5 protein-coding genes are annotated in these 16,069 nt (G+C 54.7%); all 5 read right to left on the bottom strand.

Annotated elements, in window-relative coordinates; translation table 11 throughout:
* Positions 1 to 142: 142 nt before the first annotated feature.
* A complete protein-coding gene (locus EDI29_RS20440) occupies positions 143 to 2,272 on the bottom strand; it encodes an HlyD family efflux transporter periplasmic adaptor subunit (RefSeq protein ID WP_137742355.1) in 2,130 nt (709 codons plus the stop codon).
* Positions 2,273 to 2,274: 2 nt separating this feature from the next.
* Positions 2,275 to 3,633, bottom strand: coding sequence for an efflux RND transporter periplasmic adaptor subunit (locus EDI29_RS20435; RefSeq protein WP_137742354.1), 1,359 nt, complete (start codon positions 3,631 to 3,633; stop codon positions 2,275 to 2,277).
* A complete protein-coding gene (locus EDI29_RS20430; RefSeq protein ID WP_137742353.1) occupies positions 3,630 to 4,385 on the bottom strand; it encodes an efflux RND transporter periplasmic adaptor subunit in 756 nt (251 codons plus the stop codon). Before EDI29_RS20430 ends, EDI29_RS20435 begins: the two co-directional genes overlap by 4 nt.
* The gene (locus EDI29_RS20425; RefSeq protein WP_137742352.1) at positions 4,385 to 6,187 is read right to left on the bottom strand and encodes a TolC family protein; all 1,803 of its coding nucleotides are present in this window, start codon (positions 6,185 to 6,187) and stop codon (positions 4,385 to 4,387) included. Before EDI29_RS20425 ends, EDI29_RS20430 begins: the two co-directional genes overlap by 1 nt.
* Positions 6,188 to 6,316: 129 nt before the next feature.
* Entirely contained in the window at positions 6,317 to 16,015 is a 9,699-nt protein-coding gene (locus tag EDI29_RS20420; protein ID WP_137742351.1) for a beta-propeller fold lactonase family protein, read from the bottom strand.
* Positions 16,016 to 16,069 lie beyond the last annotated feature (54 nt).

Here is a 16,069-nt window from a genome sequence, read left to right as displayed (position 1 = left end):
ATTTTAAACAGATAGAATGGAGATAACAGCAACAACATAATCGAGGAGTTAAGCGCCCTCCTTCACGCCACTGCCAGAAGAAACAACAATCTGGCAATAGCGGGAAGAAAGTCAGGATCGACATCGCAGAAATCAAAACTAATCAGAATGACAGCTCGCGGATCAGCACGGCGGATACCACTTTCCAGCCACGAACCAATAGGCTTTGAGCTTCACCGTCCATCACCACCGTGCCGCGCAGTACCTGCGGCTGAGCACGGTAATCGGCAGGCAGGCTGAGCAATACGCGATACATCGCCTGTTCAGGGTGCAGCTTGCGCTGTGCATCGCTCAGTGTGGCAATATCACCGCCATATACCGAGGCGAGCTCCGGTGCCGCATTCAGATCGCGGGTCGCCGTACTGGCGATTTCCACAATCGTGAGCGGCAACGATGAACGACTGACATCCTGTAAATAAAACGTGCCTTTTGCGCCAGTGCTGAGCCGCTGCCAGTCTTTCTCCGACACGAAGGCTTCCACCAGTCCGCCGGTTGGTTTGGTCACCACCGCCAGCCACTCGCCCTGCCCCAGCCATTCGCCCGCTTCCAGCGGTGTCGCCATATCTGCCACTACGCCGTCTATCGGCGCACGCACCGTCAACTGCTCAGACTGGCGCTGCAATACCTGCAACTTTTGCAGTGCCGCTTCGTGCTCCTGCTTCACGCGTTGGTGATCGCCTGCGGCTTCCTTGTTGAATACCTGAAAGGTGCTTTGCCAGTTCAATGTGGCAATCTGGCGTTCAAGCTGTTGCCGTTCATGCGCCAGTGCGTCAGACGACAGCGTAAACAGCGTTTGCCCGGCGCGCACAGGCTGACCGACCTGCACCTCAATGCGCTGAATCATCGCAGGCACAGGCATGTACAGGCTGCTTTGCTGTTCCGCCCGCAGCAGCGCCGGTGCGTACACGCTACGCTGCCAGGGAATCATCAGCAAAAGCAGAACCACGGTACTCACGGCCAGCGTTGTCGTCATATTACGGTTCATACGGTAATCCTTACGGCGTTTACTCCATTCGCGTACTTCATTCACCACGGGCATCACCACGAAGTAGCCGATTTCAATCGCGAAAAGCAGCATTCCTAATAACTTGAACGCCATGTGGTAAACCAGAATCGCGATACCGGTAAACAGAAAGAAACGGTATATCCACACCGCAAAGGCATAACCCACCAGCGTGCGTTGTAGCCAACGGGGAAAGTGCTCCGGCGGCGCATCGCCCAAGCCGAACAGCCATTCCCGCATCTGCCAGCGGCCAATCGCGAAGCCTCGGTTTTGCAGATTCGGCACCTGCAACCCATCAGAAAGCAGGAAATAGCCGTCGAAGCGCATCAACGGACTGAGGTTAATCGCCAGTGTCATGATCCAGGTCGTCGTCGCCAGCATAAATGCGGCGCTGCGCAGCATACCGTCCGGCAAGAAGCTCCATGCCAGCGTTGCCCATGCCGCCAACGCCAGTTCGGTCATCATACCCGCTGCACCAATCGCCATCCGCTGTCGGCGGCGGGTGAGCTTCCACGAACCGGACGTATCGGTGTACAGCACTGGCATCATCACCAGAAACGCGATGCCCATGGTGGCAACCCGCGCACCAAAGCGCTTGCAGGTGTAGGCGTGGCCAAACTCATGTAGGATCTTGGTAAAGCACAGCGTCAGTCCTGCCAGTGCCGCCCCTTCCAGCGTGAAGAAATGTAGAAAGGTATGTTTGAACGTTTCCCATTGGCGTCCGGCGAGGAATAACCCCAGCGCGGCCACCAGCAGCGTCAGTTTAAGAAAAGTACGACTGAAAAAGGGTTCAATCCACGGTAGCGTGGCACCCAGAAAGCGATCCGGGTGCCATAAAGGAATGCGGAAGAACAGATAATTCTTTAGCAGCTTGCGCCACATCGAGACACGCGATTGCTCTACCTGACGAGAGAACTGCGCCAGCGCCTCATCGCCGGAAACACGCGTCAGGCTGTTGGCCTGCAAGAAACGGTTGAAGTACTGCACATCGCTGTCATCAAGCGTCAACGCGGAAGTCTGGTTAATCTCGGCGACAATCTGCGAGGTATTCCCCATCGACCAGCGCGATAGCATTGCCATTTCTGCCCAGCCGATACGAAAATAGAGACCACGCAGCGGATCTTCCAATGTCCAACTGGGCGAACCGTCACGGTTAGCCGGTCCCGCGTGCAGGATCAGTTCATCGCGCAGCGGGCTAAGCCCAGCGGTGGGCATCGCTCCTCCAGCCATCGTTACACGCCCAGCCAAACGCGCAGAGAGGCCAGCGGTTTACGCAGCAGGTAAACGAACAACACCGTACGTTTTCCGTATAGCTTAGCCGTCCCCTTCAGCCCTACACGCAGCTGTGGATCATCCTGCGTAAAACGCGCGCGCAGCCGATAGGCCATCACATTATCCGGCGTTGGCGCGGCACGATAGCCGATCTGTTCAAGTCGCGCTTCCTGTGCTGAATTCGGTGCCACATTGAGGAATAGACGTACATCCGCGCCATTTTCCAGTGCAATTGCATCTGCCGCAGGCAATTGGATCTCCAGTTCCACATCGTGTGGATCGGCGATCATCATGATACGTTCGCCGACCGCTACCGAACGCCCAATCCAGTCACTGGCATCATCAAGAATCGCCACGCCGTCACGCGGGGAAACAAGCTGCATACGTTCCTGCTGTCGTTGCAGAAAATCCATGTCGCTCTGCGCCTGCTCGCGGCGGCTTTGCAGCACGGCCAGACTGGCCTTGCTGTTGGCATCGAACAGCGCCTGTTGCTGTGCCTGACGGTACTGGGCATCGGCAGTCGCAAAAGCCTGTCGCGCGGATTCCAGCCGATTTTCCAGTTCACGCACGTCCAGCCGCACTAGCGGTTGGTTAGCGCTAACGGTTTGATTAGGGCGAACCAGAATATCATCCACCACGCCCGCAACAGGGGCCCGAACCATAACCGGACGGTGGGCGACGATCTCCGCCGGAGCCAGTACCGACTGACGAACGGGGATCAATAAGATCAGCACTAACGCCACCGCCGCGGCAACGATCAGTCGGCGTTTTTTCGGACTGGTTTTGACCTGACGACGGCGCACTTTACACAGGCTTAACCATGCATGTGCGTAGGCGTCTGCCAGCTTTTCCAGCAGGATAATTTCTGCGGGCAGCCACGCACTATCCCGCGCTAAAACCAGCACCAGCGGCGCATCGCCCTGCGCCACGCGCAGCGGTAACCAGAGTAAAAATTCCGGCAGATGCTCCTGCCACAGTTGACGATCGTTTGTGGGTAAATCCTGAAAACTGAGCGCCTGCGTTTGACGACCTTCTTCCTGCCACTGGCGGCACAGGCGACTAAATTCGGTGCAAAACGGTGCGTTATGATCGAGCGAAGCCAGCCCGGAAGCGGCCTGCAAACGCCGTTTATCGCTATCCCACAACAGCGCCTGACGATATTTCACCAAATTATGCGTTTCATTGACGATGAAAAACGCCAATTCATCCAGCGTTTCTCGCGCTCTGGCGCGGCTTTGTAACTGTAACAGTTCGGCCAGCAGCGCCAGCCGGGTATCCTGTTCCGTTGATGCTGCTGCCGTCGAATGCCAATCGGTCATGGCGTTACGCTACCCGCATCCGGTGGCACAATTTGCGCCACGCCGCTCATGCCTGGCAGCAATCCGGCGGTGGATTGGGTAATCCGACCAAAGACCTTCACCGATTGACTGACCGGGTCGATAGCCGACGAGAGTCGGCTGATTTCAGCCGGATAGCTCAGGCCAGTTTCATCCAGCGTGACCTGAAAAGCGCTACCCTGCTTTAACCACACCAGCCAGCGCGATGGCACGATCATTTCCAACTCGAACGCACTGTCATCATAGATCGCCAGCAGCTCTTTGCCTTCCGGCACCGATTCCCAACGCTTCACCTTAGTTTCTGTTACGCGACCAGAGAACGGCGCTTTAATGGCACAGCGTTGCAGCATCGCACGATTGACGCCGCTTTCCGCCTGCGCCATCGACACCGACGATCGCGCCTGATCGACATCCGACAGGCTGATCGAATTGAGTTTATCCAACCGATCGGCAATCGCCAGTTTCTTACGCGCGGCATTCTCTGCCGCGTTTGAGTAGTTCAGTTTTTCACGCAGCACGGTGCAGTCAAACGTGAGCAGCGTATCCCCCTGTTTGAAGTGTTCGCCTTCTTTCACTGCAATATCCGTCACTTTCCCGGCGATTTCGCTGGATAACACGGTATAGCGCTGCGCGCTAAGCTGCACGCGAATGTCTCCCTGCGTCGCAGCCTGCCCCAATAGGGGCAGACTTAACGCACTGACCAGCAACAGCGGACGCACCATGCCGACAGCCATTAACGCGAGCCTCCCGCCTGTAAGGATTGCAGGTTATCCCACATATCCGTATTCACCACACGATAAGGTTTTCCCGCATTAGCCGCAGGCGTAACAGTAGCGGGCACGATAGGTTTCGTTACTGGCGCAGCGGTTGACGGTGCTGGCGCGGTAGAAACGGCGTTGGTGGAAGCCGTCGTGGTGGCAGGCACTGCTGGTGTTGACAGGGACAGACGCGGCACCGCAACGCCGCCTTTTTCAAGATTCCCCGTGGTGCGGGCAATCGAGTTGCTTAACGCCGCCAGACTGACATCGTTCACGTTATCCGGCAGCACGTCCAGACCTGCGGCCTGATACACTGCGCCCAATGCGTTCTGCACATCGGCAAAGCTGCGATCGCGGGCGCGCGTGGTCAGAATGGTTTCGGTGCTAACGCGCACCTGCTCCATTTGTGTTTCGGCACGATGCTGTACGCTAAGCGTGGTCTGGTTGAGGATACCGCGCTGAATCCGCGCCAGTTCCTGATAGCGGCCAAACATCTGCGTACTCTGCTGATACTCCTGCCAGGCGACATTCACCTGCGTCAACACCGCCATACGCAGCGCCTGACGACGCACTTCCGCTAGATCTTCATTCGCCTGTCCGGCACGTTTCACCGATGACCACGACAGCACGTTCAACAGATTACCGCTGACCTGAACGCCCGCGTTTGCCCACTGGTGATTAACCAGATAGCTGTTGCTGTCGCCGTTGATACCGGCAAACAGCGACACGCCCGGCAGCAGACGCAGCAGTGATTTACGGGTTTCCAGTACGCTATTGCGTGCCAGATAGCTCTCTTCACGCACTTCCGGGCGTTTTACCATCGAGAAGTTTTCCAGATCGTCGAGCGAGTAGGCCATCTTTGGCGCAACCAGACTGCTTTCGCTCGGCACGACGACATCGTACTTGCTGGACGGCGGCAGGTTCATCAGCGCGGCCAGACGGGATTTCGCCACCACCAGATCGCTGTCGACAATTTCTAACTGGCGCACCATCTCCAGCATGTTTTTCTGGAAACGCAGCGCTTCAACCGGTGCCAAAAGGCGTTGCTGTTCGGTCTGACGCGCATATTCCAGCGCCTGACGCGCCTGCGTCAACGCCGTGGTCACTTCCGGCTGCAAACGCTGCGCCGTGGCCGCTTCCCAATAAGCGGTACGCACCTGACGGGTAATATCGGCCACTACGCGACGACGACGCTCTTCCGCCGCTAGCGATTTGTTCGCCTGCACTTTGGCGTTGAAATAGCTGATACCGAAGTCCAGCACGTTCCAGCTCATCGTCAGATCGGCAGTGCGCTGGGTTTGATCCTGACTCGTGGAGGCTTCCAGAGATTGTCGCCCTGTTGTGACCGACTGACTGCTAGAACCTGCCACATTATCGCGAGTTTGCAACCCGGCGCGTGCGGTTAGTTTAGGTAACAGCATGTCCAGATTCTGCACGCCTAACAGGTCATCTTCCATTGCCTGTTCCATCAGTGCGACCCGCTGTTGCAGGTTATATTTCAGCGCACGGGCAATCGCCTCATCCAGCGTAATCGTGCCGCGTACTGGCTCCTGATTAGCGAACATCTGCGTTCTGTCACTCAATGCCTGTGCAACCTGCTGTTCGACCGTCACAGGTTCTGGTTTGACGGCACAGCCGGCTAACCCCAGACAGGCGAGGGTTACCGCGATCCGTAACGCTCGGGAACCTGCGGTGCGTGGTGTAGCCTCGTGTTGAACATTCTGCTGCTGACTGTCGTGTTGCTGGCTATCCCAGAAATGCGCTATGTGCTGATTCACCCGGGTTCTCCCCATCTTCTATTTGTCTGTTCCCTTCATCTTGCAGGCGGTGGATTGATTACCGCCTGCAAGCGCCTGGGTTAGTGGTTAAGTAAATAAAATCTCGTCTCAATATTCAGTCTGCGTGTGCTATGCACGCAGGCTGCTCAATTCACTGAGCGCTGCCAGCAACGCATCCTGTTCCGGCTGATGCTGACGCAGCTGTTCGGTAAAGGCGGTTTTCCCCGTTGGTGCTAACTGCTCCACATCGTCATTTTGAGTAGCGTGTGAAGGCAGTCGCATCGCGCCACGGTCGGTCGCCATCGCTGCGCCATCGCCCTGCCCGGTTTGCAGCGTGATCGGTACCGTCCGGCTAGTACCATCTGCGGCTTGCGCTTTCAGCACCAGTTGGATCTGATTCACCTGCAATGCACTGGCATCGGTAACCCGTACTACACCGCTACGGGCATCAAACTGCACCCACGCAGGTAGCGGACGCCCATTCGCCAGTTGCAGCGTCAGCGTGGCATTACCTTCACGCACGCTGAACATGCGCTGCGGCAAGCTAAAGGCGAGCGCACCGGAGGCATCAGGCCGTAATGCGCCCTGCACGCTGCTGAACGCCGACTCCAGTGACGTTGTTTGACCACGCACACTTAGGAACAGGTTGGAATCCGCCGGAGAGGCTGGCGAACTGTCTCGCACGGCGGTGTTAGCACGAGAAGAGAAGTTGACCTGCTCCAGCGTCGGCATCAACTGTGACATCACAGGATCGAGCACCCAAGGCGCATCCGATTGGCGTGCCGTCTCGGCATCGCGCTGGCGCATCGGTTCGATAAGAGTGTTAGTCGGTGATGGCTGTGCTTCCGAGCGAGACAGATCGGCGACAATTGCATTCAGCGGCTGTTCGCGTTCTCTTTCGCTCGCATCAACAGGTAGGCTTGCGCCCTGCTGCACCAGAATCACCGGAGCCGCAGTCGCGGTGTTATCGGGATTGGCAGGCTCCGTTGGCGTGCCTGGGTCAACCGGCGTTCCCGGATCGACCGGCGTTGAGGCCGCATTAACCGTCAGCGCCACATTCAGCGCCGTCGCGTTACCCGCGCTGTCCGTGGCGGTAATGGTCAGGTTGAATGTTCCCGCCGTTGACGGCGTGCCGCTGAGAGTACGGGTTGCGCTATCAAAGCTCACGCCGTTAGGCAATCGCGTATCGTCAACGGTAAACGTCAGCGCGTCATTTTCAGGATCGGTAAACAGCGAATCCGGTAAGGTATAACTCCAGCGGGTGCCAACCTGTGCGACAGGCGGGGCAAAGGCATCACGATTCCCCACAGGCGCTTGATTCACACTATCGGAAATCGTTACCGTCGCCTCATAAGGCGTGGAATCCTGCTCTCCGTCATTCAGTACCACGCGGAGTACCACAGAACTTTCATTAACCACTACCGTACTACGCCACCCCATCTGGCGCACAAGAGCGGTCGCCTCATCACGGGAAAGGCTCGCAGTAAACGTCACAGAAGCCCGACCATCAGCCTGGCTCAGCGTTGCCACCGGTTGCCCATCTTTACTGATAATGTTACCCGAGACGGTAAAACCGTTGCCGGCAATCATCTCAAAACGATCGTTTGATGAAGGAGATTCACTACGCTGAAACACAACGGATGCCCCACGGTAATCCCCTGCTCCGCCATTTGCAGCATCTAATTCCGCATCGCTGAGTGTCAATGTCGGCACTGCTGCTACCGCAGATCCTCCATTGGTATAGAAAGCACTTAGCGGAGTCTGGCGCATCACCACCAGCGCATCGGCAAGGATAATGAGCTCACCTCGTGGCGATACTGCAATTTTCTGGGCATCCGTCAGATTATTCTGGGCATCAATACGTTCCAACGTATCCGCCGAATAATAAGCCAGAGAACCATCGGATAAGGCGACATACAGTGTTTTATCATCCGCTGACAGTGAAATGTCTTCCACCGTCGCGGTGCCATTGATGGTGCCCAAATGCGTTAACGTCCCGGCAGCGTTGAGGCGGAAAGCATCTATTTTCAATGGGTGGTTGTTTACCGTGTTTTCCCCTGTCCATCCGTTAAAGGAACTGGTACGGCTATTCGCGATAAAGATCGTTTGCCCATCAGCACTGACAGATAAATGTTGCACATAGTCCAGATTCACGACCTTACCAGCGCCATCCGTTTCCCCTGAATGGAGATACGTCAGCGGGGTCAACTGACCTGTTTCACTATTACGTTGATAAACAATGAGTGATGAACCGTTGCTGGGGTTGGTGACCACATAAACTTTATCCCCCTGCGTGACAACTTCCGTCGGAGCCCACAGATAAGGTGGTGCTGACATATTGCTCTGGAGATCTTGAAGATGGGTCAGTGCACCCGTCGTGGGATCTCGCCCATAAACGATAATCGTCGTCCGATCCATCAGATAAAGGTTTTTCCCATCATCCGACAGCGTAATCTGCGCCGCATCCCAGATCTGTTTCAGAGAGCTTTGCTCTGTCAGATTGCCCTCACTATCAAGAGCGAAAGTAACAATAATGCCTTCGCTGTTATTTCTTTGCAGAGCGTATAAATTCGCACCATCAGACGTCATTTGGAGTTGAATGACGCCGCTGGCAATCGCGCTCGTCCGCATGTGCGTCAAGGTGCCATCGGCATTGCGAGTAAATAACGCAATGTGACCCTGCTGGTCGGCAATATAGACACGGCTACCGTCAGCAGACACCGCGCTGTTCGTTGAACCTGTCAGCCCAAATGCCGATAATTCCAGAGTCTGGAGCCGATCTAAATCGCCGAATGACAGAACAGGATCGGTATTAACAGCTGGAACATCATTAATCTGTGTGATGCCTATGGTTAAAGCCGTATCCTGAGACACCAGATAGCGGTCGGATAATGTTACCGATACCGCTACCTGCGCAGCAGGTGTATGGCTGTCACTGGCATAAGTAATCTGACGCAGCGTGTTCTGCACGTCTTCCATGGTCGGAATTGTGCCCGCATCCGCGTTGAAACGGATCGTCAGCACGCCATCTTGGTTAGTCACCTGACCAATGGTCACGCCATCTTTCTGGAGTACATTACCGGATAACGTCAGGCCATTACCCGCATTGAAACCGAGCTTATCGAGTGCAGTTTTACCGTCGCCCAGCGTCACTTTGAGCGTCGCACCGTCATAATTGCTTTTGCCACCGTTAAGTTTGTCCATCTGCGCATCGGACACCGTTGCCTCTGGTGCTAACACAACAGGTTCAGCGCGTTCGGTATACGTCGGCGTCGTAACCGGAACCGTGATAACCGGTGCGGTATTGGTTTCTGCCGCAGGCACCAGCGTCAGCGTAATGCTTTGTTCCAGCGTGGTGACGGGGGAGCTTCCGCTATAATCATTCTCTTTAATGCTTAACGTAACATGCCGTTCTCCGCTGCCGTTGCTACCCAGATAGTTGTAGCCGATGCTGTCAATCATCGCTTCGGGGCCAACACCGTCTTGCTCAACATAGAGGGTGACGGTAGCTTTGCCATCCACAACATCAACCAGATACTCCATGCCCGACGTAGTTTTCCTGACACCGTTAGTGTCTTCAAGAACGATCGTTTCACCGCCTACACTTATGGCTTCATTTGGACCTGATGCATCAAAGGTTAATATCACTTGCCAGATGGTTTGCCCGCTTTCAACCGTATCAATCTGGGTATCTTTAAACAGCTTCACGAACTCGCCGTTGCCCGGAACCGATGGATTCAACACCGTCGTCGTCAGTACAGCCGGATCGTTTACGCCAATCAGATTAACCGTCACGTCCAATGTCGCAACGTTATTGTCACCGTCATTAATGCTGAAGGTGAAGACAGGTGACGCGCCCGCATGTTCAGGATCTTTGCTGCTGTTGAGATAGGTGATTTGGCGCAGCACGTTCTGCGCATCAGCTTTTGTCACCGCAGCGGTAAAGGTCACTGTCAACGCACCGTCAACCTGCGTAAAAGTGGCGATCGTGGTACCGTCTTTGACGATATTATTACCGTCCAGCGTTAAGCCGTTATCAGCCTTAAAGCCGAAGACGTCTTCCGGTAGCCCACCCGTTTGTCGACCTACCGTGATGCTCGCGCCGCTATAATCCCCCTCACCACTATTTAACGCATCGAGCTGCGGATCGGACAGACGGCCTGACGGCAACAACACCGTTGCATCTTTATCTTCGGTATAGGTGGCACCCGCAGTACCGACATTCAGCACATGAACCTTATCGCCACCAATCAAGTACAGTTGCTTGCCGTCTGCACTCAGTTCCACATGTTGCAGATTCGAGAAGGAAATATTGATCGAGCTATCCCAACTGCCGCTAATCGTGTTCTTCAGCGTCAGGCTGCCATCTTCGGCACGAGAGAAAACAGAAATATTCTTGCCAATTACGAACAGCGCCGTACCATCGGCAGAAACCACCAGACCGGTTGCCAGCGCTTCACCAGTATCACCCCCGTCATCGGTAATTGGCGTTGTATCCGTAAGCGAGAGCGCGCCATCAGCCCCCACCGTTATCGTATTGAGCGTGTACTGAATTCCATCAGCATTAATCGCATACAGCGTTTTGCCATCAGGCGATAGCGCAAGCCCATTGATGTAATACTCACTCGTTCCCGTAAGCTGACCAACCTGAGTCAATTCCCCTTGGTCACTAATACTGAACGCGGTGACGCCAACAGTACCGCCGGAACCCGATACGAACAGGTAACGCCCTGCGGGATCGAGCACAAGACGGCTCGCGCCGATCAAATTATCGGCCTGAGAAACCGCCTCTAGCGTACCGTCCGTTCCGCGCTTAAACACCAGCACGCTGCGGCTGTCATTATCACTGTCAGACTGGGCGGCGGTGAGATAGAGGTAGTCACCCTGAGACACAATGTGGGAACGGACATCCAGAGAACGCCCACCCAGAGCAGCCGAGTCAAGGACACCTACTTGTGTCAATTCACCGTCGCTGCCAACGCTGAAAATGGTCACCGCATTGTCTTCACTGCCTACCACATACAGATAACGCCCATCGGCGGCCAGAATCACATCTGACGCACCTGCTAATCCAGCATTATCCACAACATTATCGGTTTGCTTCGTCTCATCGTTGTAAACGGAGTGGTAGTTAAAGAAGGTCTGCGAAAGGGTAAATTTGCCTTCAGCATCGCGCACAAAGACGCTCAGCACCGCTGACCCACTCTCTGGTGAACTCACGACATAGAGGGTTTTACCATCTGCGGACAGCTGGCTGTCTTTTACGCCAGTCAGTACATCGGCATAGCTATTGGGATCATAGCCATCGAGGGCATAGTCACTTTCAAGAGAACTGGATTCACCGCCGAGCGTTGGCACTTGTGCAGGATCGGAGGCAATTGTCAGCGTAATCGTCTGCTCCGCCTGTCCACCCGACTCATCCGTCGCGACGACGGTAATAGAGAAACTTCCCGCGCCATTGAGAGCGGTCGTGCCGGAAATCGTGCGCGTTTCAGGATCGAAGGTTAATCCATCAGGGAGGCCGGTAACTTGCCACGTCAGCGTGTCATTTTCAGGATCGCGGAATAGATTTTCTGGCAGTACTGCGGTATACGATTGCCCTGCTGTACCAGACGGCGGGGCGTACTCGCTATTATCCACAACCGGCGCTTTATTCTCCACCAGCGTCAACAGCAGGCTGGTATCTTTAGACCCATCGCTCAAGGTGATGTTCAGTGGAATCGATGCGCCTGCCGTATCACCATCATGGCGGTAAGTCACTTGATGCAAAACCTGATTAGCGACCGTTTTAGTGACGCTGTCGGTAAAGACAATCTTCACCGTGCCTTCACTCGCGCTGAACGTAGCAATTGTCTCGCCTTGATACTGAATATTGCTGTCGGACAGCGTCAGACCGCTTCCGTTCTGGAAAGCGAAGTGGTCATTTGCCGACGCTGCACCGTTGCGGCTAATCGTGATTGATGCACCCTTATAGTCATCAGCAGCATCCAGCTCTTGGTCTGACAGCATGACACCTTTGGCAAACGCGATATCCGCCGTCTGGCTATAAGGTGCATTTGCCGTTGCGGTGAACACGTTCAGCCCGGCAAAGAACGTGCTGACACCAGCATAGATATTCTTACCATCGGCACTGACTGCGAGATGGTTGATCGTGTTAACTGAGAGGTCAACACCATTGCGGAACGTTAGTGTCCCAGAATCGGCGTCGCGGGCGAATACCAACAGTGATCTACCGCCGAGCGCCGCAACATACAGCGCCGCGCCATCCTGAGAGATCGCGATTTCACGCAGTGATGTCGCTCTCAGTTCAGTAGGAACGTGGCTTTCACTGTTGTACAAATCCATCGTCCCGGCGTAGGTCAACGCGCCGGTATCCGCATCGCGGCTGAAAATTGAGACCGTACCCTGCGAGTTTGACGACACATAGACAAAACGGTTATCAGGTGAAATAACGATGTCTTGCAACGCGGTCAGGTAACGATCGTCTTTCGGAATCTCGGCGCTATTCTCATCAGCGGCGATCGTACTTTTATTAATCGTCGAGACATAGCTCAGGCTGCCTGTCTCCACATCGCGAGACAGAACGGTAATACTGTGATTCCCCAAATTGGAGAGATAAGCCGATGTGCCATCGCTGGACAGCACAATGCCGCTTGGGCTTTTCAGCGGGAGGGTATCACTGCCAATCAGCGAACCGATAAACGTCAGCGCGCCGGAGGTGGTATCACGCGAGAAGAAAGTCACAGCATCCTTCCCTGTCGATCCATCCATCGGCGTCACACCGTTAATGGTATATAGCGAAGTACCATCATCGGACAGAACAATTTCAGACACTGTTGCATCCAGCCCGCTAACACCATCCACCCCCTGTGTGGCAACAATGCCGACATAGCTCAACTGTCCCGTTGTGGCATCGCGGCTGAACTGCACCAGCGAGTAGGCGCTTCCGCTTCCCCCTGCGACATACACGCTGGCACCATCTTTCGACTGTACCAGCGTGGTGATGGTGTTCAGGCCATTCACTTCAATCGCGGAGGTGGACGGATCATCCTGTTCGCCCTGCGTGAAGCTTTGTAACAACGTCAGTGCGCCAGTTTCCGCATCACGAGCGTAAACGCGCAGATGAGTCTTGCCGCTGTTATTGTTGCCTTCGCTACCGGTTACCAGCAGGGTTTTACCATCCTGAGAAACGCTAATCGCCGAAACACGCTCATTGTAATCACTGAGCTTTCCATCGTTGTAAAACAGCGTGGTGTCTGGGGAATAGGTTGCCTCGATCGCAGGCTGCTCATTTAAGGCCAAATTGATACTGCTGGAGACCGTCAGCGTCGCGGTATCATTTCCACCATTGGCGGTGCCGCCGTTATCCTGCAATTCGGTTAACGTGATAGTACGAACACCGCTGGCGCTGGTACTTTCTTTACCAGCCGAATAGCTCATGCCGTCGACCAGCTTCATCATCGCCATACTGCTGATACCCTGAGCACTGTTTAGCACCAGAGAAGATTCCCCACTCACGGCGTCATAGGTGTAGCTATATTGGTAGCCACTCACCGTTGTGCCCGCACTGTTCTCACTGAGATTGATGGCCGTACCATCCACCGTCAGGTATTCCTGATGCGGGTTATTTAGGCCATCAATACCGATCGACAGCTTTGTCAGCGCCTGCCCAGCTTCTCCGGTGTTAACCGCCGTGTCTTTGAACAGCGTGACGGATGCACCGCGCGTATCCAACGTCAGGTTGCTTCCTCCCTGGCTAACCAACGTTGGCGCACTATTGGCAGTCAGCAGCAACGCAATGCTCGTCACCGTGCTATTGAGCTCACCATCGTTCGCAGCCACCGTCAACGCCACCGTCTCGGTGGTGCTCTGGCTGCCGATATTGCGATACGTAATCTGTTTCAGAACCGCATTAGCGGTTTCTTTTGTCACATCAGCAGTAAACGTCACGCTGAGCGTGCCTTGATTCTGTGCAAAAGTGCCAATTTCTACGCCAGCTTGCAGAATTTTTCCGCCTTGCAGCGTCAGGTCATTACCTGCGCTTAGGCCAAATTGATCGTCTGCCGAAGGCGTTTCACGGCCGATAGTCAGCGTGGCACCGTTATAGTTACCCGCACCGCCGTTTAACACATCCAGATTGCTATCGGACAGCGTGACATGATCGGCAAACGATAATTCGCTGCCATAGAGGTAAGTGCGTAATGCGCTAAAGCGCTGGATTGCTTCGCCAGCCACCAGAAGTGATTGCCCATCTGGCGACAACACCATGCCATGCGTATCGCCAATATTCGTAATCTGGCCGCTTTCACTTAGCGCCCCCGTAGAGGCATTGACGCTATAAATCTGCAACGTGCCTTCGCTGCTCAAGGCATAGAGCTGGCTACCATTAGCGTTAAGATACAGCGCGTTGATGTTTTCCAACGCTTTCGTATCAGTACGGGTCAGCGTCTTTCCTTCGGTGCCATCGCGCAATTGATAAACGCTGATTTCGCCGTTATCAGGATCGGCGACATAGATAAACTGCTGATCCTTCGAGATTGCCAGTTGATAATCTACCGCGCCATAGCCTTCTCCAGACGTTTCCAGCTTAGCGACAGACGTTAATGTCCCGTTCTCACTCCGCTGGAAAACTGACAGCGTATGCTTCGCCCCCATCCCAACAGTAACAACATAGTCACCGCTGCTTGCCACAATACCGCTGCGATCGATCCCACTGTCCTTCACCACCTGAAGTAGCGTCAGACTCCCTGTCGTCGCATCGCGAGTAAAGACGACCATGCCGTTCCACTGCGTGGCAACATAAACCTGAGCCCCATCGCTGGAGATGGCCAGCCCAGTAATATTGCCGTTTTGCGAAGGGGTTGTCTGGGTATAGCTGCCCTCGACCTGAATCACCTGACCGTTGTCGTCAAGGCTCAGTGCAACAATATTGCTATTGCCTGTAATGGCATAGAGCGAACGGTTATCTGCGCTCAGCGTGATTTCTTTCACATCCTTAAGCGCGCTGACATCGTTCAGCGTTTGGCTCAACGTCAGCTTGCCATGCTCGCCGACGGTAAAGACACCCAGCGTGCCATCGTTTCCTATGGCGTAGGCATAATTACCATTACTGGAATAGCGCACGTCCTGCGGGGATTCCATTCCGGGTACGATAATTAATTCGGACAGTTCGGGCGCATCCGACGCAGACACCACTGGCGCGACGTTAATTTTGCTGTCAATGGTGATGGTCGAGTGGATATTCAGTTCGGCAGTATCGCTCTCGTCACTCAGACTTTTCAGTGTTACCGTCACATCGCCGCCGGCCACGGTTTTATCGAGTGGTCGGTAAGTCATACCGTCGATCAGCTTAGCAACATCGCTGGGTTGAAACGCATCGGATGAATCAATGCTCACCGTGATAGTTGTCGTCGCACCGCTAACCGCAACGGTATAGCCGTATTTTCCGTCGCCTTCCGTCGTTCTTGCGCCATTAGCGGCTTCCAGCGTAATTTCCGTACCGTCGATGACGATTGCCTGATTCGCACCCGTGCGATTAACGGTAATCACCAAATTTGTCAGTTCCTGCCCATTTTTATCCGCTGACACGCTGACATTGCTGAACAGATCGATTGGTTCAAAGCGGTCGCTGGTATCAGTGATAGTGACTGTCGCTTTAACGGGCGTGGCATCAACGCCGGGTGCCGTATCCGTTGCCGCAACGTGCGCTGCAACATCGACCGCAGTCACTACAGCAGCAGCATCAAACATCATGCGCGGTTCCAATACCCACGCCTGACGCGGAGGACGCGTTAAGGCTGAACCAGATTTTGAGCGGGAAAAAGTCATCGTGTTATGTCCTGTAATGAAAGGGGCAAATCGCGTTATTCCTGGCTACCTTCC

This window comes from Pectobacterium polonicum, assembly GCF_005497185.1.
Lineage (GTDB): Bacteria > Pseudomonadota > Gammaproteobacteria > Enterobacterales > Enterobacteriaceae > Pectobacterium > Pectobacterium polonicum.
Note: the sequence above shows the minus strand (reverse complement) of the source record. Positions and strands in the feature narration are given on the sequence as shown.